This is a genomic window from Mesorhizobium sp. M0174 (assembly GCF_040322275.1).
Lineage (GTDB): Bacteria > Pseudomonadota > Alphaproteobacteria > Rhizobiales > Rhizobiaceae > Mesorhizobium.
Window position 1 is genome coordinate 1 of record NZ_JAMYTB010000006.1, and the last position, 21,603, is coordinate 21,603.

Below are 21,603 nucleotides of genomic sequence, written 5' to 3' on the forward strand. Positions count from 1 at the left end.
CGGTGTGGCAGATGCCGGTTGCCTTGATCTCGACCAGCACCTCGCCATCGCGAGGACCCTCGAGGTCGACCTCCATGATCTCCAGCGGCTTTCCGGCGGCGACGGCAACAGCGGCGCGCGTTTTCATCAGGCAATCCTCCCAAGACAGTCTGCAATCCAAGTTAGATTTAACTTACCATTCAGCTTCGCGCTATGCACGAAGCGACGTTCCGACCCCGGATTTTCGTCAGCGCCCGCCGATCTGCATGCGGGATAGGCTCCGACTTTGCCTTGACCGCCCTTCTGAAGCCCATAAAACGGGAAGCCCGTAAAAAAAGGGCAGCCGAGGGACGAGGCCTGCATGTTCACAAAGATCCTGGTCGCCAACCGTGGCGAGATCGCCTGCCGCGTGATCAAGACGGCGCGCAAGATGGGCATCGTCACCGTCGCGGTCTATTCCGATGCCGACCGCGACGCCGTGCATGTCGAAATGGCCGACGAGGCGGTGCATATCGGGCCTTCGCCGGCCGCGCAAAGTTATCTGGTCCCGGAAAAGATCATCGCCGCCTGCAAGGCCACAGGAGCAGAGGCCGTGCATCCCGGCTACGGTTTCCTGTCCGAGCGGGCATCCTTCTGCGAAGCGTTGGAGCAGGAAGGCATCGTCTTTATTGGCCCGAAGCCTAAGGCCATCAAGGCGATGGGCGACAAGATCGAATCGAAGAAGTTCGCCAATACGGCCAAGGTGTCGACGGTGCCCGGCTGGCTCGGCGTCGTCGAGAACGCCGCCCATGCGGAAAGAATAGCCGGCGAAATCAGCTATCCCGTGATGATCAAGGCTTCGGCCGGCGGCGGTGGCAAGGGCATGCGCATCGCCTGGAGCAAGGCAGAGGTGCGCGACGGCTTCGACCGGGCGCGGTCGGAGGCCAAAAGCTCGTTCGGCGATGACCGCGTCTTCATCGAAAAGTTCATCGTCGATCCGCGCCATATCGAAATCCAGGTGCTCGCCGACGCGCATGGCAACACGCTCTATCTCGGCGAGCGCGAATGCTCGATTCAGCGCCGCAACCAGAAGGTCGTGGAGGAGGCGCCGTCGCCGTTCCTCGACGCCAAGACCCGCAAAGCCATGGGCGAGCAGTCGGTGGCGCTGGCCAAGGCCGTCGACTACCAGAGCGCCGGCACGGTCGAGTTCATCGTCGACAGCGACAAGAACTTCTATTTTCTGGAAATGAACACGCGGCTGCAGGTCGAGCATCCGGTGACGGAGCTCATCACCGGCATCGACCTGGTCGAGCAGATGATCCGCGTGGCGGCAGGCGAAAAGCTCGCCATCAAGCAGAGCGACGTCAAGCTGAACGGCTGGGCGGTGGAAAGCCGCCTCTATGCCGAAGATCCGTATCGCAACTTTCTGCCGTCGATCGGCAGGCTGACGAAATACCGGCCGCCGAAAGAGGGAAAATTCGGCGAAATCGTCATCCGCAACGATACCGGCGTTACCGAGGGCTCGGAAATCTCGATGTTCTACGACCCGATGGTCGCCAAGTTGTGCACCTGGGCGCCGACGCGGCTGGCGGCGATTGATGCGATGTCGGAAGCGCTGGACAGTTTCGTCGTCGACGGCATCGAGCACAACATACCGTTCCTGGCGGCGCTGATGCAGCATCCGCGCTGGCGGGAAGGGCGGCTATCGACGGCGTTCATCGCCGAGGAGTATCCCGACGGCTTCGCGCCCATTGTGCCGAACAGCGAAGAAAACGCGGTGCTGGCCGCGATCGCAACCGCGGTCGAACTGCTGCGCCGCGACCGGCTCGACCGGCTGGGCGGGCGGCTGGCGCCGCATTCGGGCGCCTTGAAACGCGACTGGGTGGTGAAGATCGGCCGGGATTATCTTTCGGTTGCCATCGTCGAAGGGATGATTTCCATTCCGATGGAGCTCGACCTCACAATCGACGGTGGCAAGGCACTGACCGTGGCATCCGACTGGCGGCCGGGCGATCTCATCTGGCGCGGCACGGTCGGCGGCCGCAAGGTCGCGGCGCAGGTCAGGCCGGTGCTGAACGGGTTCCGCATCGCCTGGAAAGGCATCTCGGTGACAGCCCGCGCCATGCTGCCGCGCACTGCCGAGCTCGAAAGGCTGATGCCGGAAAAAGTGGCGCCGGATACCTCGAAGATGCTGCTTTGCCCGATGCCCGGCCTCGTCGTGTCGATCGCCGTTGCCGAGGGGCAGGAGGTCAAGGCCGGCGAGACGCTTGCCGTGGTCGAAGCGATGAAGATGGAGAACGTGCTGCGCGCCGAGCGCGACCTCATCGTCTCGAAGCTCAACGCCAAGCCCGGCGACAGCCTTGCCGTCGATGCGGTGATCATGGAATTCGCGTGAGGCTGTAATCTGCTTGAGGTTGGTGGGACAAAGGGGAGCGAAGGAACGCGATCCTGCAATTGGTTGAGCACGCTCGCTTGAGGAGGGACAAGGCGAGGGGCGTGCGGAATTCGCTTTTTTTGCCCTCACAACGTATTTTGTTCTTGCTTTGTGCCGGCAGCTATGCTACTAATTTGGATATGGTGCTAAATGGCCCCAACACCCGCCCGCTGTGGCGGGTTTTGTGTTTCCGGCCTGAGGTTGGCGGGACTGCGCCCCTCTCTGTCCTGCCGGACATCTCCCCCACGAGGGGGGAGATCGGCAGCTTCGGCGGTTGCTCTAAACGTCCAAAGCTCCAATCGCTTCTGCTGGACTCATGTTATCTGCTGCCGGACAATACATCTTGATCGACTGAGTCCCTGTGAGGCGGCGCGAAAAAACCATGGCGGATGAGAGACTTCCACGCGATCCCTTGCTGCGCGAGGCCTATGCAAAGGCATCGCGGGCAGAGGCGGAGGCGCGTCGGTTCATTCATCTGCGCGTGCATTCGGCCTATTCGCTACTCGAAGGTGCCTTGCAGCTCGGCAAGATCGTCGGCCATGCGGTGCAGGACGAATGCCCGGCAATCGCCGTCACCGACACCAACAACCTGTTCGGTGCGCTGGAATTCGCGCAAAAGGCAGTGAAGGACGGCATACAGCCGATCATCGGCTGCCAGATCGACCTCGCCTTTTCCGGTGAGGCGAACGACAGCCAGCGCGACCGCAGGCGGCAGGGGCCGGAGATGCGGCCGGTGGTCCTGATCGCCGCCACCGAGGCCGGCTACGGCAATCTGGTCAGGCTGGTCAGCCGCGTCTACCTTGAGACACCGCCCGGCGAGGCGGTGCATCTGACGAGCGAGATGCTGCAGAGAAATTCCGACGGTCTGATCTGCCTTACCGGCGGGCCGCGCGGTCCGATCGGCAATGCCTTGAAAGAGGACCGCCGTGAACTCGCCGAGACCCGGCTGCTGGCGCTCAAGGGTCTGTTCGGCGACCGGCTCTATGTCGAACTGGAACGGGTCTCCGGCTACGACCGCGCGATCGAGCAGTCGTCGGTCGATCTCGCCTACCGCCACGATCTGCCGCTGGTTGCCACCAACGAAGCGTTTTTCTTCTCTCGTGAAGACTATGAGGCCCATGACGCCCTGATCGCCATCGCCGAAGGTTCCGTGGTTGCGGCCGATAATCGCCGCCGCCTGTCGCCCGACAATTTCCTGAGAAGCCAGGCCGACATGGCGAGGCTGTTCGCCGACCTGCCGGAAGCGATCGACAACACCGTCGAGATCGCACTGCGCTGCTCCTACTATCCGCAGACACGAAACCCGATCCTGCCGCGCTTTGCCGGCCGCGATGTCGCCGATGCCGATGCGGCGGTCAAGGCGGAGGCGCAGGAGCTTGCCAGGCAGGCGCATGAAGGGCTGGCGGCGCGGCTGGCGGCGCACGGGCCGACGCCCGGCTATACAGTCGAGCAATATCGCGAGAGGCTGGATTTCGAGCTCGGGGTCATCGAGAAGATGAAATATCCCGGCTATTTCCTGATCGTTGCCGACTTCATCAAATGGGCCAAGGCGCAAGGCATTCCGGTCGGCCCGGGCCGCGGATCAGGCGCCGGCTCGCTGGTCGCGTATTCGACGACCATCACCGACATCGATCCGCTGCGTTTTTCGCTGCTGTTCGAGCGCTTCCTCAATCCCGATCGCGTGTCGATGCCCGACTTCGACATCGACTTCTGCCAGGACCGGCGCGAGGAGGTCATCCGCTACGTCCAGCAGAAATACGGCCGCGACCAGGTCGGCCAGATCATCACCTTCGGTACCCTGCAGGCGCGCGCCGTGCTGCGCGACGTCGGCCGCGTGCTGCAGATGCCTTACGGACAGGTCGACAAGCTGAGCAAGATGGTGCCGTCGAACCCGGCCAATCCGGTCAAGCTCGCCGACGCCATCGCCAACGAGCCGCGCTTTGCCGAGGAGGCCGAGCGCGAGCCGATCGTACAGACGCTGCTCGACACGGCGCAGAAGCTGGAAGGTCTGTACCGTCACGCCTCGACTCATGCCGCCGGCATCGTCATCGGCGACCGGCCGCTGTCAGAACTGGTGCCGATGTACCGCGATCCGCGCTCGGACATGCCGGTCACCCAGTTCAACATGAAGTATGTCGAGCAGGCCGGGCTGGTGAAGTTCGACTTCCTTGGCCTGAAGACGCTGACCGTGCTGGACAGGGCGGTCAAGCTGATCCGCCGCCGCGGCATCGAGATCGATCTCGCCCACATTCCGCTCGACGACCCGGAAACCTACGCCATGCTGTCGCGCGGCGAAGTGGTCGGCGTGTTCCAGGTGGAAAGTGCCGGCATGCGCAAGGCGCTGATCGGCATGCGGCCCGACTGTATCGAGGACATCATCGCGCTGGTTGCGCTCTACCGGCCGGGACCGATGGAGAACATCCCGACCTACAACGCCAGAAAGCACGGCGAGGAGGAGATGGCGTCGATCCACCCGAAGATCGACCATCTCGTCAAGGAGACGCAAGGCGTCATCGTCTACCAGGAACAAGTGATGCAGATTGCGCAGGAGCTCTCCGGCTATTCGCTGGGCGAAGCCGATCTGCTGCGCCGCGCCATGGGCAAGAAGATCCGCGCCGAGATGGACAAGCAGCGCGAGCGCTTTGTTTCGGGCGCGGTCGAGCGCGGCGTCGGCAAGCCGCAAGCCGACTTCATCTTCGACCTGCTGGCAAAGTTTGCCGACTACGGTTTCAACAAATCGCATGCCGCCGCCTATGCCGTCGTCTCTTACCAGACCGCCTATCTGAAGGCGCATTACCCCGTCGAATTCCTGGCGGCATCGATGACGCTCGACATGGGCAATACGGACAAGCTCGCCGATTTCCGCCAGGATGCGCTGCGCCTCGGCATCGAAGTGGTGGCGCCGTCGGTGATGACGTCGTTCCGGGATTTCGAGGTCGGCGAGAATCGCATCTTCTATTCGCTGGCCGCGCTCAAGGGCGTCGGCGACGCCGCAGTCGAGCACATCGTCGCCACGCGCGGCGAAAAACCGTTCAAGAGCCTCGCCGATTTCTGCGAAAGGGTCGATCCGAAGATCGTCGGCAAACGCGTCTTCGAGAGCCTGATCATGGCCGGCGCGCTCGACTGCTTCGGTCTCGACCGGGCGGCGATGATGGCCGGCGTCGAGCGGATGATGGGGCTGGCGTCCTTGGCGCAGCAGAATGCCGTCACCGGCCAGCACGACATCTTTGGCGCCTCGCTGGGCGCACAGTCGCAGGCACTCAACTTGCCGGCGACCGACCCCTGGCTCGCCGCCGACCGCCTGCACCGTGAATTCCAGGTGGTCGGGTTCTATCTCTCGGCGCATCCGCTCGACGAATACAAGGCGGCGCTGCAGAAAATGCGGGTGCAGACCTGGGCCGAATTCTCGGCCGCCGTCAAACGCGGTGCGGCCGCCGGCCGGCTCGCCGGGACGGTGACCACCAAGCAGGAACGCAAGACGCGCACCGGCAACAAGATGGGCGTCGTGCAGTTTTCCGACACGTCCGGCCAGTATGAAGCGGTGCTGTTTTCCGAGGGACTGGCGCAATATCGCGACCTGCTCGAGCCCGGCCGCTCGGTGGTCATCACCGTTTCGGCCGAGGACAGGCCGGAAGGCGTCAATCTGCGCATCCAGACCGTGCAGTCGCTGGAAGACGAGGCAAGCCGCGTCCAGAAAGCGCTACGCATCTTCGTGCGCGACGCAGCACCGATCGGCACGCTTGCCGGCCAGCTTGCCGTCAAGGGCGAGGGACAGGTAAGCTTTGTGCTGATAAAGGACGACGGCCAGGGGGAGGTCGAGATCGAATTGCCCAGTCGTTATCGTATCTCGCCTCAGATCGCGTCAGCCATGCGCGCGGTGCCGGGCGTGGTTGAAGTGGAGCTGGTTTAAGATACCGAAACCTTCGGGTTTTGGCGATTGGGGGGCGCCATGGATGAACGCGCAGCCGCTTTCGAACTAACACGGATGGTCAACGGGTACCGCGTCTCGCAGGCGATCTCGGTCGCCGCGACGCTCGGCATCGCCGACCACATCAAGGGCGGCAAGCGCTCGGCAGCAGATCTTGCAAGCCTGACCGACACACATCCGCGCGCGCTCTATCGGTTGCTGCGGGCGCTTGCGGCGGTCGGCATATTTCACGAGGCAGAGGACGGGCAGTTCTCGCTAACGCCGCTTGGCGCCGCCTTGCGCTCCGATGCTGAGTTTTCCGCTGCACCTTGGGCCGCCTTCGTCGGAAGGCCCTATTACCGGCAAGCGTGGAGCGAACTGCTCTACAGCATCCAAACCGGCAAGAACGCATTTCGCCACGCGCATGGCAAGGGCGTCTGGGAATACCGGGCAGAGCATCCAGAGGAGTCCGCTATCTTCGATCGCGCCATGGCAGCGAATTCGCGCGGCGTGGCGGCAGCCATCCTGGCGGCGTATGATTTTTCGTCGTTTCCGGTCATCATGGACGTCGGCGGTGGCCAGGGCGCGCTGCTTGCCGAAGTCCTGGCCGCGACCCCGGGCAGCCGCGGCATCCTTTTCGACCAGCCGCATGTGGTAGCGCCGGCCGCCTCGGTGCTGGCGGCGAAAGGTGTCGCCGATCGCTGTGAGATCGTCGGAGGCGATTTCTTTGCCGAGCTGCCCGTGGCGGCCGACGCGCTGCTGCTCAAATGGATTTTGCATGACTGGGACGACGAGACCAACGTCGCGATCCTGCAAAACTGTCGCCAGGCGATCCGTGCGGGCGGCAAGTTGCTGGTTTTTGAGGCCGTGCTTGAGCCGCCCAATCAGGGGGCGAATGCCAAATTCTCCGACCTCAACATGCTGGTCGCGCCCGATGGCCAGGAGCGGACGGCCGATGAATTCAAGTCGCTGCTGGCAAAGGGTGGCTTCGAGGTGACCGAGATCATCCAGGCAGGGCCACGCATCAGCGTTGTAGAGGCAAGGCCGGTTTGATCGCGGCTGAAGCCATTTGCCGCAACCGCCGGGATCGGTCGGATGGCGCAAGCTTCCGCCTGCGCTGTCCACTGGACGTCTGTCGCAGCGAAGGCTATCGCGATCGTCATGAAGGTAGCTGACAAGAACGGAGCCCAAGATATTTCAGCCTTGGCCCGGCTGCGCGACATGTTGCGCAAGCTGTATCACGGGCGCACAGCGGCGGCGTTCCGGTTTCAGCTTGCGGCTGTTGTCATCGACCTTGCCATCATTGCCTTTTTCATCGCCACGCCGGTGATCCAGAAGTCGTCTTCGTTCCTCTGGCTGGACTACTCCGTGGCAGCACTTGTCGCCGCCGACATGATTGCCCGGCTGCTTGCCTCCAACGACATGCTGCGCCTGATGAAACAGCCGGCGTCGTGGATTGATGCCTTCATCCTGCTGACTCTGCTGATGCCTACGGCGCTGGCCAATCTCGGTTTTTTGCGCATCCTGCGGCTGTGGTCGCTGTCGCGTAGCGGCGCGCTGTGGCGATTTCTCGAGATGCGCGTTTCAGGCGATGGCGCGAGGCGAGCCGTGCGGTCATCAATTTCCTGACATTCCTCTTTGTCATCACGGGTTTCGTCTACACCTTCTTCTTCCGCACCGTGGGTGGTCTCGAGGGCTATGTCGATGCGCTGTATTTCACGGTCGCCACGGTCACCACGACCGGTTTCGGTGACATCGTCCTGCCCGGTGTGGCCGGCAAGCTCACCGCGATCGCCACCATGATCATTGGCATATCGCTGTTCGTCCGGCTTGCACAGGCGCTCTTCCGTCCCACCAACGTGTTCTTTCCTTGCCCGCAATGCGGGCTGCAGCGGCACGAGCCCGACGCCGTTCATTGCAAGGCCTGTGGGCACGTTCTGAACATACCCGACGACGGCGATTGAAACGCAGGGCTACGCTGCCGCCACTTCCGCAGGTTTGGCGGCTTTTTTCTGCAGATTGAGCAGATTGCCAAGCAGGATCAGCAGGGCGCCGCCGGCGGTGAAGGCGTCGATCTGCTCGCGATAAAGCAGCCATCCGATCATCGCCGACAGCGGTACGCGCAAAAAGTCCATTGGCGAGATGACCGTCGCATCGGCATAGACAAGTGCGAGGGCCATGCAGAAATGCGACGACATGCCGGTAAACGCGATCAGCAGGATCCACGGCCAGAGCTCGAGCGACGGGTTGCGCCATTCGTAAAGCGCCGGGACGAGGCCAAGCACCGACTGGATGATCAGCATCCAGAAGATGATGCGCACGACGCTGTCCGTCCGCGTCAGCGACTTGACGAGAACCACCGAGACGCCGAAGCAGACCGCTGCTCCCAGCACGATAACATGCCCCGGATTGACCGCGCCGACGCCCGGACGCACGATGATCACCACGCCGATCAGCCCCAGCACGATCGCCGCCAGCCTTGGCCGGGAGAGCCTTTCGCCGAGGAAAGCTACCGCCAGCAGCGCAGTCCAGATCGGCGTCGTGAATTCGATCGAGATCAGCACCGCAAGCGGGATCAGCGTCAAGGCATAAAGCCAGGCAGCCTGGCCGGTATAATGGACGACGTTGCGGGCGAGATGGGCCAACGGGCGTCCGGTGCGCATCGCCGGAAAACCGCCTGACATCATGACCAGCGGCAGCAGGATGAAAAAGCCGATCACCGAGCGCAGCTCGAGCACCTGGAAGACGTTGAGTTCTGCCGTCGTGGCGCGGCCGGCCACCGACATCGCCAGGAACGAGGCGATCGACAGCGCCATCCAGAACGCGGCCTTGGGGATCGAGGGTGCGGGTGCCATGGGCGCTATGTCGCAAGCCGGCGCTTTCATCGCAACCGCTAGCCGGCGCATTCGACTGGGCCAGCCGTGAAGCGTTGCAAACAGTGATGTTGAAGCCGGAACCCGCTGCTGAGGGAAGCGTTGGTCCCTCAGTGTTTGCGTGCTGTGTTTTGGATACCAACGAGGAGCGGTCCGATGAAATCACTTGCACGATTTGTACTTGCCGGGTGCCTGACGGCCGGGGCCGGCGCAGCGCATGCCGACGATCCGGATTTTCTTCGCTCATTCCAGGGGAATTTCGCCGGCAAAGGCACCGTCAAGGTCACCACCGATGCGCCGACGGTGAATGTCTCCTGTCATTTCAATTCCGACGCAACGTCGAGCTCGCTATCGCTCGACGGCAGCTGCCGCGGTCTTATCGTGGTGACGCGCGCCATCAGCGCCGATCTCAAATCGAGCGGGACGAAATACACCGGCACCTATGTCGGATCGCGCACCGGGCCGGCGCAATTGAGCGGCAGCCGCTCCGGCAACGCGATCAATCTCGGCATTCGTTGGGCCAAGGAGGTCAATGGCGACCGCAGGGCGCAAATGACTGTTGAGAAAACCGGCGAGGACGGCATGCGGCTGACCGTTATCGATACCGATCCGAAAACCGGCAAGAGTGTGGTGACCAGCAGGATCGATCTGCGGCGCACCTGACTATCACTCCTCGACCGGTTCGGGCGGATGGGCATCGCGGCCCTTGCCGAAGGTATAGCCGGTTTCCACCGCCCTGCGGCCGAACTTGCCGCGCAGCGTATCGATAGCGCCTTCGGCCATGGCGCGCTTGCGTGACTGGACGTCGACCAGATCGGGCGGGTCCGCCCGGTCATCGTCGGAGAGGTCGCTGACGCCAATGCCGAGCAGCCGGTATTTCGTGCCGTCGGCCTCCTTGCGCAGCAGTTCGAGCCCGGTCTGAAAGATGCGGTCGGCCAGCCGGGTCGGATCGCCGAGCTGGCGATTGCGCGTACGGATCTTGAAATCCTGGGTCTTCAGCTTGAGGACGACGGTGCGTCCGGCAATGCCGGACTTTTTCAGCCGGGCCGAGACTTTTTCCGACAGCGCCCTCAGCACCGAAACCAGGTCGTCGACGGAGGCGATGTCGGTGTCGAAAGTGGTTTCCGCCGAGACGCTTTTCGCGTCCTGGTCGGGAACGACGCGACGGTCGTCCTCGCCGCGCGAGAGCCGGTAGAGCCGGTCACCCATAACGCCGTAGCGGCGCATCAGATCGCCGCGCTCCATGCGCTGCAGCTGGCCGATGGTGCGGATGCCGTCGCGCTCGAGCGTGACGGCAAAGGCCTTGCCGACCCCCCAGATCAGCGTCACCGGCTGCTCGGCCAGGAAGCCGATAGCCTCGGTCTCGCCGATCACCGAAAAGCCGCGCGGCTTGCGGAAGTCCGATGCCACCTTGGCCAGGAACTTGCAGTAGGAAAGGCCAGCTGAAACGGTGATGCCGATCTCCTTTTCCACGCCGAGTGCGAAGCGCGCCAGCACCACCGCAGGCGGCAGGCCATGCAAGCGCTCGGTGCCGGCGAGGTCGAGAAAGGCCTCGTCGATCGAGAGCGGCTCGACCAGCGGCGTCAGCGCCTGCATCATGGCGCGCACCTCGCGGCCGACGCGCACGTATTTTTCCATGTCCGGCGGGAGGACCACCGCTTCGGGACAGGCTTCGAGCGCCTTGAACATCGGCATTGCCGAGCGAACGCCATGGATCCGGGCGATGTAGCAGGCGGTGGATACGACGCCACGCTTGCCGCCGCCGATGATCAATGGCCGGTCCTTCAACGCCGGGTTGTCGCGCTTTTCGACCGCCGCGTAGAACGCGTCGCAGTCGATATGGGCAAGGCGCAACCGGTAGAGCTCCGGATGGCGCGCGAGCCTTGGACTGCCGCAGCGCTCGCAACGGCGTGCCTCGCTGCGCTGAAAATTCAGGCAGTCGCGGCAAAAACCGTGTTCGGGGTTGTTGACAGGAGCCGCCATCGCTGCGAACATAAAGAGAACAAATGCAATGGTACGTCAGGACGGACGCCACGACAAGGCGGTGGGCCGGGAGAGAGCTCATGAATACGACCATAGCGCCGCTAGTGCCTGAGCTTTGGGCGGATTTCGAGGATCTTTTCGGCAAGCAGGGCGCCTGTTACGGCTGCTGGTGTACGCATTTCCGGTTAGCGCCTGCGGTGCGCCGCGCGAGCAATCGCGAGCGCAACAAGGACCACATCAAGGCGCGAATCGAGGCCGGGCCGCCGCCCGGCCTGTTGGCTTTCGAGGGTGGCCAGGCGGTCGGCTGGATGCAGATCGGCCCGCGTGCCGACGTGCCCGAATGGAACAACCAGGGCAGGGGGTCGGCGCCGATCGACCCCGCCGACGCCGCCGATCCGGGCGTCTGGGCGATCTCCTGCTTCTTCATCCGCACCAAGGCACGCGGCAGGGGCCTGTCGCACCGCCTGGTCCAAGGCGGCATCGAGTTCGCCCGCCAGAACGGCGCGCGCCTGATCGAGGCCTGCCCCATCGACCTGTCGAAGGATTCGCGGTCGATCGGGCTGTTCGTCGGCTCGTCGCGGGTCTTCGAAAAGGCCGGGTTCCAGCGGTTGGTCGAACGCAAGCCGGGCCGACCGCTGGTGCGGCTGGTGCTTTAGCAGCCGCCGCAACACATAGGCCTTCTCTTGCGGCGGCGATGGTATTTGCCTACCAGTGACAGAGCGGCTTGAGGGCCGCGACTAAGTGAGGATCGACATGAACCGCGTTTTGCCAGTTGTTTTACTTCTTGCCTGCAGCGCACCGGCCTTCGGCCAAGCGGTCGACAGGCAAGGCGCGAAGCAGCTTTCCGACGATCTGGCGCACTATATCGGCAAGAAGCCGTTCGACATTGGGTTCGTGAAAATTTCAGTCGACGGCGATGCCTACAAGCTCGCTTTCGACTTCAAGCCGGTCACGGATTTGATGGCAAAGCAGCAGGCCTTCAAGTTCGACGTCACGCCTTACTTCATCTTGGTCAAGCCACGCAAGGATGGACACTGGGACGTTTCAGCGGACGTGTCCCCGAAGGGGTCTATCGATTTCGTTGGCCCTGAGGGGGCGCAGCACATCGACTTCTCCGTGTCGGACAACAAGTTCACCGGAGTTTATGACCCTGACCTGGCCGCTTTCGCGAGCGCAACCGGTTCGATGGCTGGCATGACGATGACCACCCGAGAGCCTAAGCAGCAGGCGGATGTCACGGTCGGCGCTGGCACTGCCGCAATAGTTTCGACCAAATCCGCAAATGGCGGCATCGATTTCACGGTGACGGAAAAAATAACGAACTTCGCCGAAACGATCAAAGTCAACGGTCCCAAAAATGGGTTGAGTTTTCCGGCTGCTGTAAAAGCGCCTGAACTTTCCGTGGACGCGACCGGCAAGGGTTTGCGGACAAAGCCGCTGCTCGACCTGCTTGCTTTCATCGTGGCGACTGATGATACAGCCAAATTCAAGGCGGATGAGGCGGAGTTCAAATCGCTTCTGACGGCAGCACTGCCATTGTGGGAGCGGATCGACGGCACCTACGGCTTCAAGGACTTTGTGGTCGAGAGCCCGGTAGGCAAGTTCGGTGCGACGCAACTGAATACCGCCGTCGGCATGGACGGCATCGCCAAGGACGGCAAGATCAACTACGCGTTCAAGGTTTCCGGCCTGACAATGCCACAGCAGGTGCTGCCCAGCTGGAGCGTTGCGTTGCTGCCGACCGATATCGCCCTCAACTTCGGCGGCACCAACATCGATCTGGACAGCATGGCGAAGAAAACCATCGAAACCCTTGATTTCAGCAAGGATCCACCGCTGCCGGCAGATTTCGGCAAGCAGATCTTCGCCGATTTCCTGGCCAAGACGCCAAAGGCCACTCTCGGACACAGCACGATCAAGAACGGCAATATCGAGATTGCGATGGAAGGTGAAATGACGTTCCCCGGCAAGAAGCCCGAGACGAGCATGACCATCGATGTCGCGGGCTATGACAAGATCGTGGAGGCTCTGCAGACGGCGGCCAAGACCGAACCGGAAGCGGCACAGTATTTTCCGTTCGCACTCGCCGTCAAAGGGTTCGGCAAGGCACTGCCGGATGGTCGACTGGAATGGATCATCAATGCCAAGGCAGACGGCTCGGTCACGGTCAACGGCGCCATGCTGAAGCCGGCCGATGCCGTTCAGGACAACCCCATCATGGACCCAAGCGATGTTACCGTTCCGGATCATGGCTCGGGCGAGAATGACGATGGCGGGGCAGGGGCGAAGTTGAAACCCTAAATGCCGAGGTTGGAGCGGTTCATCGTTTCACGAAAACGCCGATCCGCTCCATGTCTTTGTTTTTGCGCAATTCCAGACGGAAAACCGTTTCACGCTTTCCTGGAATTGCTCTCCACGCGGCTGGCGTCAAAGCCGAGTGCACTCACGATTTTCGGCGCGGCGATCTGTCTCGGGATCGTCCCTTATATCGAACGCTCATGATTGTCGTCGCCGAGCGGCAGCGCCCGCAATGCCTTGCCGATTGCGGCGGGCGGCGTTCCGGTCTCCTCGGAAAAACGCATCAGCGTCGGCTCGTGGGCAAGGATGAACTGCAGCACGCCGGCCAGGAATCCCGGTTCACCCGCCGCCTGGCGGATGGAATGAGCTTCGATGCCGGTGATCGCCAGGAAGCGGGGGAGAAGTTCCGGATCGGCGGCGACGAAGCCCAGCGCCTTTACGGCAATCGTTTCCGCTTCCTCGCGCATTGACGCTGCGTTTGCCATCGCTACCTTCCTTCGTGGGCGGAATCGTTCTGTTTTCGCAGTAGTGGCAAGTGTCGCCGGCAGCAAGCTCGCCGACCTGGAATCCGAAAGCTTTTTGGGGCGGCCGGTTTCCGTTTCGTCAATCATATTGCCGTATAGTGGGAACAGGTTTGGTGCGTGCCGACAAAGGGGCGCATGACGGCACCCTTCGAGTGGAAGGCCAGCCGGGACGGGAAATCGATGCCAAAGAAGGTTATGATCGTCGAAGACAACGAGCTCAACATGAAGCTCTTTCGCGACCTCATCGAAGCGAGCGGCTACGAGACGGTGCGCACACGCAACGGCCTGGAAGCGCTGGATCTGGCGCGGCAGCACAGGCCGGACCTCATCCTGATGGACATCCAGCTGCCGGAAGTGTCGGGCCTCGAGGTCACCAAATGGCTGAAGGAGGACGATGATCTCCACGTCATCCCGGTCATTGCGGTCACCGCCTTCGCCATGAAGGGCGATGAGGAACGCATCCGCCAGGGGGGCTGCGAAGCCTATATCTCCAAACCGATCTCGGTGCCGCGTTTCATCGAAACCATCAAATCCTACCTGGGCGATGCCTGATGTATTTTTCCAGCCGAGCCGGAGCTTTTGTGAAATGACCGCGCGGATCCTCGTCGTCGACGACATCCCAGCCAATGTCAGGCTGCTGGAGGTCCGGCTGCTCGCCGAATATTTCGAGGTTCTGACCGCCACCAACGGGCCGGATGCGATCGAGATCTGCGAGAACGGCAAGGTCGATGTCGTGCTGCTCGACGTGATGATGCCCGACATGGACGGGTTCGAGGTCTGCCGGCGGCTGAAGGGCGACCCGGCGACATCGCACATCCCGGTCGTGATGATCACCGCGCTCGACCAGGTTTCGGACCGGGTGCGTGGCCTCGAGGCCGGCGCCGACGATTTTTTGACCAAGCCGGTCAACGATCTGCAGCTGATGACGCGCGTGAAGAGCCTGGTCAGGCTGAAGTCGCTGACCGACGAGCTGCGGCTGCGCGCCTCGACGACACGCAATATCGGCATCGAGGAGCTTTTGAGCCGCAACTTCGCTACCGATGACGCGGTGCCGAAGGTGCTGCTGGTCGACGAGCGCAAATCCTCGTTCGAGCGCATCCAGAAGATGCTGCGCGGCAGTGCCGCTCTCGACGTCGCCAACGATCCGCATGCCGGCTTCTTCCAGGCCGCCGAGCTGCCGTATGAATGCGTGATGATCTCGACGGCCTTCGCCGATTTCGACCCGCTGAGGCTCTGCTCGCAATTGCGCTCGCTCGATCGCACCCGTTTCCTGCCGATCATCCTTCTGGCGGACGAGGGCGAGGAGGGGCGTATCATCCGCGGCCTCGAACTCGGCATCAACGACTATCTGATGCGGCCGATCGACCAGCAGGAGCTGACGGCACGGCTGCGCACGCAGGTGCGCCGCAAGCGCTACAACGACCAGCTTCGCGCCAGCGTCACCCAGACCATCGAGATGGCGGTGACCGATGCCCTGACCGGCCTGCACAACCGCCGCTATCTCGACAGCCATCTGCAGACGCTGTTCGACCGCGCCGTGGCACGGCGCCGGCCGCTGTCGGTGATGATCACCGATCTGGACCGCTTCAAGAGCATCAACGACGCGCATGGCCATGACGGCGGCGACGACGTGCTGCGCGAATTCGCGCGGCGGCTGCGCAAGAACGTGCGCGGCATCGATCTAGCCTGCCGCTTCGGTGGCGAGGAGTTCGTTGTGGTGATGCCGGACACGGACGGCGCGGTAGCCGAAAAGGTAGCCGAACGCATTCGCGCCGAAATCGCCCAACTGCCGTTTGCCGTTGGCAGCGAGGGCAAAGCGATCGAAGTCACCGTCAGCGTCGGCGTGTCGTCGGTGCTGAAAGGCGTGGACACGGTCGCGGCGCTGATGAAACGAGCCGACCTCGCGCTCTATGAGGCCAAGAGCGGCGGCCGCAATCGCGTCGTCGCCAAGGCGGCGTAGCACCATAGACGAATTAGCCGGTCAACCCGACAAGGTTACGAATTTACCTTAATCCAAGCGAGTTGCGAGGCTTGGTTAAGAAACTGTTGATTTTCATAAGTTGTTGCGCAAATGTGCAGCCCTTAGACGTAACCGGCACGAGGTCTAGATCGCCGGTTCGACCCAAAGAATACCCCATGATGCTCAGGTCCGCCGCATCTCCTGGGTCCGTGGGGTCGGCTGGCCGGCGCTGGCACATAGTGGCCTCCTCGTACCGCTGCCAAACGCCGGCCGGCCCCCAATTTTCAAAACACATCAGGATTCTGCGCCAAAACCCGGAAAACGCTTTGGTTTTGTTGCGGCAGCGACAGCGCCCTTTGAAATAGCCGGCTGGGCAGAGCGTATGCGCCCGCAGTCGGTTGACAGGGCCTGTCTTCTATGCAGAAATTGGTTGGACCATTGAGCCATTTGGTGACCCGTTGGCATGACCGAATTCGGCCTTTCCCCCATACAGGCAACTGCTCGCGACGACGCGGTGCTCAAGGCGCTGGCCGGCTTTGTAATGCGGGAAGCTCTGGGGCCCGGCCAGAGACTGCCGACCGAACGCATCCTGGCCGAGCGCCTCAAGGTGAGCCGCAACACCGTGCGCGAGGCGCTGACGCGCTGGGAAGGGCTCGGCCTGGTCGAACGGCGGCAAGGCAGCGGCACCTATCTCAAGGGAGTGGTCTCGCTGGACATGCTGCACATGCCGCTGACACTGGCCGGCGGCAATGATTTCACCAGCCTGATGCAGACGCTGGAAATCCGCCGGGCACTGGAAGCGGAAGCCGCCGCCCTGTGCGCCGTTCGCGCGGACCAGGCCGAGATCGCCGAGATCGGGCGCAAGCTCGACATTATGGAGCAGGCCTTCCACATGCGCGCCGGCATGTCGGCGGAGGAGGACTGGGAATTCCACCAGTCGATCTACCGCAGTTCCGGCAATCCGCTCTTCGAGCAGATCATCGCCGCCATGCACGAACTGTTCCACCGTTTCTGGGAACATCCGCTCGGCGTGCGTGATTTCGGCCACGCCAGCTTTCCTTACCACCGCACCATCTACGAACGCATTGCCGCGCACGATCCGGAGGGGGCCCGGGCCGAGGCGCTCAAGCTGATCGCCACCGTCGAGGACGATCTGAAGCGCGGCGCGGCCAAACTCGAATTTTCAGGCCAGAAATGAGCGATCATCCCGCCGGTTTCGAAAACGACTATCTCGCCGAGGCAGCGACGCTTCTCGCCCATGACGAGCCTTTCCCCGGCGGCGCGGTAGTGCCGCCGATCTACCAGACTTCGCTCTTCACCTTCTCCAATTATACGGAGATGGCCGATACATTCGCCGGCAGGCGACGCCAGCCGATCTATTCGCGCGGCGACAACCCGACGGTCATGGAGTTCGAGGCGCGTGTCGCCGCTCTCGAAGGCGCGGAGGCCGCGCGCGGCTTTTCCAGCGGCATGGCGGCGATCAGCGCCACGGTGCTTGCTTTCGTCGGTGCCGGCGAGCGCATGGTTGTCGTGCGCAATTGCTACGGCGATGCCTACCGTCTGTTTGAACGGCTTTTGCCACGGCTCGACATCAAGGTCGATTATGTCGACGGTTCCGATCCGGACGCGGTCGCGGCAGCACTTCCCGGCGCCAAGCTGCTCTACCTGGAAAGCCCGACGTCGATGATGTTCGAGCTCCAGGACATAACCCACCTGGCGCGGCTGGCCAAAGAGCAGGGCGTCATCACCACAATCGACAATTCCTGGGCGACGCCGGTGTTCCAGAAGCCGATTTCGCACGGTGTCGACCTGGTGCTGCATTCGGCCTCGAAATATCTCGGCGGCCACAGCGATACCGTCGCCGGTGTGGTGGCCGGTTCGGCTGCCCATATCCGACATATCAACGAGCAGACCTATTCCTATCTCGGCGCCAAACTTTCGCCTTTCGAGGCCTGGCTGTTGCTGCGTGGCCTGCGCACATTGCCTCTGCGGTTGCCGCATCACATGAAGAGCGGGCTGACCATCGCCGAGCGGCTGAAAGCGCATGGCCATGTCGAGCGGGTCAACCACCCGGCCTATTCCAACCATCCGGGCAAGGCGACGCTTGCCGGCTATGCCGGGCTGTTCTCATTCGAGGTGACGGAAGACGTCGACATCCCGGCTTTCGTCGATGCGCTGAAACTCTTTCGCATCGGCGTCAGCTGGGGCGGCCATGAGAGCCTGGTCGTTCCAGCAAAGGCCTCGCTCGAGCAGACGCCGGGCCTGAATTCGATGGCGCGCTTCGGCGTCAGCCCGCGAACCATCCGCTTCAGTGTCGGATTGGAAAGTGTCGAAGACCTGTGGGCGGATGTTGCCCAGGCCTTCGACAGAGCAAAAAGATAAAGGAGCCGTTCAAAATGGGAGTGCTGAACATGAAAAAACTGAGCATCCTTCTGGGTGCCGTCGCGGGTCTGGCTATTTCCGCCGGCAGCGTGCTGGCCGATTCCACGGTCAAGATGGTCGAGGTCATCACCAGCCCGCCGCGTACCGAATTCCTCAAGAAACAGATCGCCGAGTTCGAGGCGGCCAATCCGGGTGTCAAGGTCGAGCTGGTATCGCTGCCCTGGGGCCAGGCGTTCGAGAAGTTCCTTACCATGGTGCAGGCCGGCGACACGCCCGACATCGTCGAGATGCCGGAACGCTGGATGGGTCTTTATGCGACCAACGGCCAGCTCGAGGATCTCGGGCCATACATGGCCAAATGGGATGATGCCAAAACGCTGGGCGAGCGTGCCAAGCAGTTCGGCTCGACGGTCGACAACAAGCAGTACATGATCCCTTATGGCTATTACCTGAACGCGCTGTTCTGGAACAAGAAGCTGTTCAAGGAGGCTGGTCTGGACGGTCCGCCGGCGACGCTCGACGAGTTCGTCGAGGACTCCAAGAAGATCTCCGCGATACCGGGCAAATACGGCTACTGCCTGCGCGGCGGCCCTGGCGCCTTCAACGGGATGCACATGTTCATGAACATTGCCGCCGGCAAGGGCGGCTATTTCAACGAGGACGGCACCTCGACCATCAACGAGGAAGGCTCGGTCAAGGGCCTGCAGATGCTCGCCGACATGTACAAGAACGGCCTGGCGCCGAAGGACGCGGTGAGCTGGGGTTTTAACGAGACCGTCACCGGGTTCTATAGCGGCACCTGCGCCATGCTGAACCAAGATCCCGACGCGCTGCTCGGCATCGCCGACAAGATGAGCGCCGACGACTTCGCCGTGGCGCCGATGCCAGTCGGGCCGAGCGGCAAATCCTATCCGACGCTCGGTTATGCCGGCTGGGCGATGTTCGCCAATTCCCAGCACAAGGACGATGCCTGGAAGCTGATGGCAACGCTTTTGTCGCCCAAGGACAATCTGGAATGGGCAAAGGAAGTCGGCGTCATTCCAATCCACAACGGCGCCGACCAGGACGCTCACTTCAGGACCGAGCAGTTCAAAGGCTGGTTCGAGGAACTGAACAACGGCGACAAATACGAGATGGTGACGCCTCCGACGCATCTGGAAAATCTCGGCAATTTCGTCGACCAGGTGGCGATCAAGAATTTTCAGGAAGTGCTGCTTGGTCAGAAGGCGGCAAAGGACGTGGCCGACGAATGGGCCACGTTCCTGACCAAGGAACAGCAGGACTGGATGGCCAAGAACAAGAAATAGCTTTCCTCGCTTCTCCCCGTTCACGCGGAGAAGGTGTCACAAAGTGACGGATGAGGGGCGGCGCCAACCCGTCGTCGCTCGTGTTGCCTCTCATTCTGCCTGCCCGTCCTCCGCAGCAGCTGCGGAGGGTGGACCGGCATCTCCCCGTAAACGGGAAAGGCGCTGTCGCCACCCCATGCTTGCCCCAGGAGACAATCCAGCACCCATGACCTACGCCGTGTCCGAAATACGATCCGTCGGCAGGCCGCGAAAAAAGCGGCTATCCCATGCCGCGATCGAGCCCTGGCTCTATCTCAGCCCGGCGATCGTGCTGCTGGTCGTCGTGCTGCTGGTGCCGCTGGTTATCGGTGTCGGTTACTCGTTCCGCAAATTCTCCGCTTTCAAATCCGAATATGTCGGGCTTGGGCAGTATCAGGCGATGCTGTCGGATCCCGTGCTCGGGCAGGCGCTCGTCAACACGCTGTGGTGGACGGCAGCCAGCCTGTTCTTCCAGTTCTTCCTCGGCCTTGGCCTGGCGCTGCTGCTAGACACGCCGTTCCGGGGCAGAAAGATCGTGCAGGCGGTGGTGTTCCTGCCCTGGGCGGTACCGTCCTTCCTCTCGGGCCTGACCTGGGCCTGGCTGTTCAACCCGATCATCGGGCCGCTGCCGCATTGGCTCTACGCCTCGGGGCTGAAGATCGAGCCAACCAACGTGCTCTCCGATCCCTCGACAGCCATGTGGGGACCGATCGTCGCCAATGTCTGGTTCGGCATTCCCTTTTTTGCCATCACGCTTTTGGCGGCGTTGAAGTCGATCCCGTCAGAACTGCATGAGGCGGCGGCCATCGACGGCGCCTCGCCGTGGCAACGCTTTACCAAGGTGACGCTGCCGTTCCTGGCGCCGACCATCGTCATTACCGTCATGCTGCGCACGATATGGATCGCCACCTTCGCCGACCTGATCTTCGTCATGACCGAAGGCGGGCCTGCCGGTTCGACGGCCACGGTGCCGGTCTACATCTACGTCAGCGCGTTCAAGTCGCTAGACAAGGGCTATGCCTCCGCTGTGGCGGTGCTGCTGCTCGTGCTGCTCATCGTCTATGCGGTTGCGCTGATTGGCATCCGCCGTTCGCTGGTAAGGCACGTCTGATGATTGCCGGACGCTCCGTCTCCTCGCGCGTTCTCGGCGGCATCGGCCTTTACGGCGCGATCGGCGCCTATATGGCCTTCGCGCTGTTCCCGATCTTCTGGACGTTGAAGATCTCGGTCACGCCGGAGCGGCTGCTCTATTCCGAAGGCATCACTTTCTGGCCGTCGCAAACGACGCTGCAGAACTTCGTCACCGTGCTCGAAGCCACCGATTTTCCGCGCTATTTCCTAAACAGCGTTATCGTTTCGGTGTCGACGGCCGCCTTCGTAACGGTCATTGCCACGCTTGCCGGCTATGCCATGTCGCGTTTTTCGTTCCGCGGCAAGGCGACCCTGGCCATCCTGCTTTTGCTCACCCAGACTTTTCCGCTGGTGATGGTCATTCCACCGATCTACCGCATCATGGGGCAGATCGGTCTCATCAACAGCCTGACCGGCCTCGTCATCATCTACACCGCCTTCAATACAGCCTTTGCAACCTTCCTGATGCAGTCGTTCTTCGACGGCATCCCGCGAGACCTGGAAGAGGCAGCGATGATCGACGGCTGCACGCGCCTGCAGGCGATGCGCAAGGTGATCGTGCCGCTGACGCTGCCCGGCATGGGGGCGACGCTTGGCTTCGTCTTTACCGCCGCGTGGAGCGAGTTGCTGTTTGCGCTGATGCTGATTTCCAGCGACGAGCAGAAGACTTTCGCGGTCGGCTTGCTCACCTACATCGGCAAATTCGCGGTCGACTGGGGACAAATGATGGCGGCTTCCATCCTGGCGCTGATCCCCGTCTGCGTCTTCTTTGCCTTCCTGCAACGTTACCTCGTCACCGGCCTTACCGCCGGCGCCGTCAAGGGATAG

At 62.3% G+C, this 21,603-nt stretch carries 16 protein-coding genes and 2 pseudogenes; 14 read left to right on the forward strand and 4 right to left on the reverse strand.

Translation table 11 applies throughout. The annotated features are described in order from the left end of the window. A pseudogene (locus tag NKJ13_RS14165) lies at nucleotides 1-127 on the reverse strand (S-(hydroxymethyl)glutathione dehydrogenase); the annotation flags it as partial. Between the two features lie 213 nt (nucleotides 128-340). On the opposite strand from NKJ13_RS14165, the gene NKJ13_RS14170 reads away from it, so the two are divergent. The 4 genes and pseudogenes from NKJ13_RS14170 to NKJ13_RS14185 all read left to right on the forward strand — a co-directional run bounded on the left by NKJ13_RS14170 (nucleotide 341) and on the right by NKJ13_RS14185 (nucleotide 8,263). Next, nucleotides 341-2,353 (forward strand): acetyl-CoA carboxylase biotin carboxylase subunit, encoded by a 2,013-nt coding sequence (locus NKJ13_RS14170; RefSeq protein WP_352691085.1) that lies wholly within the window; start codon nucleotides 341-343, stop codon nucleotides 2,351-2,353. Nucleotides 2,354-2,774: 421 nt separating this feature from the next. Beyond that, the gene (dnaE, locus tag NKJ13_RS14175) at nucleotides 2,775-6,302 is read left to right on the forward strand and encodes a DNA polymerase III subunit alpha (protein ID WP_352736657.1); all 3,528 of its coding nucleotides are present in this window, start codon (nucleotides 2,775-2,777) and stop codon (nucleotides 6,300-6,302) included. Between the two features lie 39 nt (nucleotides 6,303-6,341). Then, complete coding sequence (locus NKJ13_RS14180; RefSeq protein ID WP_352691088.1) at nucleotides 6,342-7,352, forward strand: methyltransferase; 1,011 nt, start codon at nucleotides 6,342-6,344, stop codon at nucleotides 7,350-7,352. Between the two features lie 108 nt (nucleotides 7,353-7,460). Beyond that, nucleotides 7,461-8,263 (forward strand): annotated as a pseudogene (locus NKJ13_RS14185) (ion channel). Between the two features lie 9 nt (nucleotides 8,264-8,272). Here NKJ13_RS14185 and NKJ13_RS14190 read toward each other — a convergent pair. Beyond that, nucleotides 8,273-9,154, reverse strand: a complete 882-nt coding sequence (locus NKJ13_RS14190; RefSeq protein WP_352777847.1) for a DMT family transporter — start codon at nucleotides 9,152-9,154, stop codon at nucleotides 8,273-8,275. 174 nt (nucleotides 9,155-9,328) lie between these two features. Here NKJ13_RS14190 and NKJ13_RS14195 point away from each other — a divergent pair, with 174 nt between their 5' ends. Beyond that, on the forward strand, nucleotides 9,329-9,835 hold the full coding sequence (locus NKJ13_RS14195; protein WP_352479038.1) for a hypothetical protein: 507 nt from the start codon (nucleotides 9,329-9,331) through the stop codon (nucleotides 9,833-9,835). A gap of 3 nt (nucleotides 9,836-9,838) precedes the next feature. On the opposite strand, the gene NKJ13_RS14200 is transcribed toward NKJ13_RS14195, so the two are convergent. Further along, the gene (locus NKJ13_RS14200) at nucleotides 9,839-11,167 is read right to left on the reverse strand and encodes a DNA polymerase IV (protein ID WP_352650470.1); all 1,329 of its coding nucleotides are present in this window, start codon (nucleotides 11,165-11,167) and stop codon (nucleotides 9,839-9,841) included. A 68-nt stretch (nucleotides 11,168-11,235) separates the two neighbouring features. Here NKJ13_RS14200 and NKJ13_RS14205 point away from each other — a divergent pair, with 68 nt between their 5' ends. Then, nucleotides 11,236-11,811, forward strand: coding sequence for a GNAT family N-acetyltransferase (locus NKJ13_RS14205; protein ID WP_352508837.1), 576 nt, complete (start codon nucleotides 11,236-11,238; stop codon nucleotides 11,809-11,811). A 97-nt stretch (nucleotides 11,812-11,908) separates the two neighbouring features. Then, on the forward strand, nucleotides 11,909-13,456 hold the full coding sequence (locus NKJ13_RS14210; protein WP_352736653.1) for a hypothetical protein: 1,548 nt from the start codon (nucleotides 11,909-11,911) through the stop codon (nucleotides 13,454-13,456). A 182-nt stretch (nucleotides 13,457-13,638) separates the two neighbouring features. Here NKJ13_RS14210 and NKJ13_RS14215 read toward each other — a convergent pair whose 3' ends face one another. Next, a complete protein-coding gene (locus NKJ13_RS14215) occupies nucleotides 13,639-13,938 on the reverse strand; it encodes a DUF3572 domain-containing protein (protein ID WP_254820136.1) in 300 nt (99 codons plus the stop codon). Nucleotides 13,939-14,112: 174 nt separating this feature from the next. Here NKJ13_RS14215 and NKJ13_RS14220 point away from each other — a divergent pair, with 174 nt between their 5' ends. The 7 genes from NKJ13_RS14220 to NKJ13_RS14250 all read left to right on the forward strand — a co-directional run bounded on the left by NKJ13_RS14220 (nucleotide 14,113) and on the right by NKJ13_RS14250 (nucleotide 21,603). Then, complete coding sequence (locus NKJ13_RS14220) at nucleotides 14,113-14,529, forward strand: response regulator (RefSeq protein WP_348625950.1); 417 nt, start codon at nucleotides 14,113-14,115, stop codon at nucleotides 14,527-14,529. 34 nt (nucleotides 14,530-14,563) lie between these two features. Next, nucleotides 14,564-15,937 carry a PleD family two-component system response regulator gene (locus NKJ13_RS14225; RefSeq protein WP_352650476.1) on the forward strand — a complete coding sequence of 458 codons (1,374 nt, stop codon included), beginning with the start codon at nucleotides 14,564-14,566 and terminating at the stop codon, nucleotides 15,935-15,937. A gap of 463 nt (nucleotides 15,938-16,400) precedes the next feature. Continuing rightward, the gene (locus NKJ13_RS14230; protein WP_352736651.1) at nucleotides 16,401-17,135 is read left to right on the forward strand and encodes a FadR/GntR family transcriptional regulator; all 735 of its coding nucleotides are present in this window, start codon (nucleotides 16,401-16,403) and stop codon (nucleotides 17,133-17,135) included. Then, nucleotides 17,132-18,319, forward strand: coding sequence for a PLP-dependent transferase (locus NKJ13_RS14235; protein WP_352736649.1), 1,188 nt, complete (start codon nucleotides 17,132-17,134; stop codon nucleotides 18,317-18,319). The genes NKJ13_RS14230 and NKJ13_RS14235 overlap by 4 nt, the downstream gene beginning before the upstream one ends. 29 nt (nucleotides 18,320-18,348) lie before the next feature. Further along, nucleotides 18,349-19,626: an ABC transporter substrate-binding protein gene (locus tag NKJ13_RS14240; protein ID WP_352736648.1), complete on the forward strand. Its 1,278-nt coding sequence runs from the start codon at nucleotides 18,349-18,351 to the stop codon at nucleotides 19,624-19,626. Nucleotides 19,627-19,831: 205 nt separating this feature from the next. Next, entirely contained in the window at nucleotides 19,832-20,755 is a 924-nt protein-coding gene (locus NKJ13_RS14245) for a carbohydrate ABC transporter permease (protein ID WP_352736646.1), read from the forward strand. Then, entirely contained in the window at nucleotides 20,755-21,603 is an 849-nt protein-coding gene (locus NKJ13_RS14250; RefSeq protein ID WP_352508829.1) for a carbohydrate ABC transporter permease, read from the forward strand. Before NKJ13_RS14245 ends, NKJ13_RS14250 begins: the two co-directional genes overlap by 1 nt.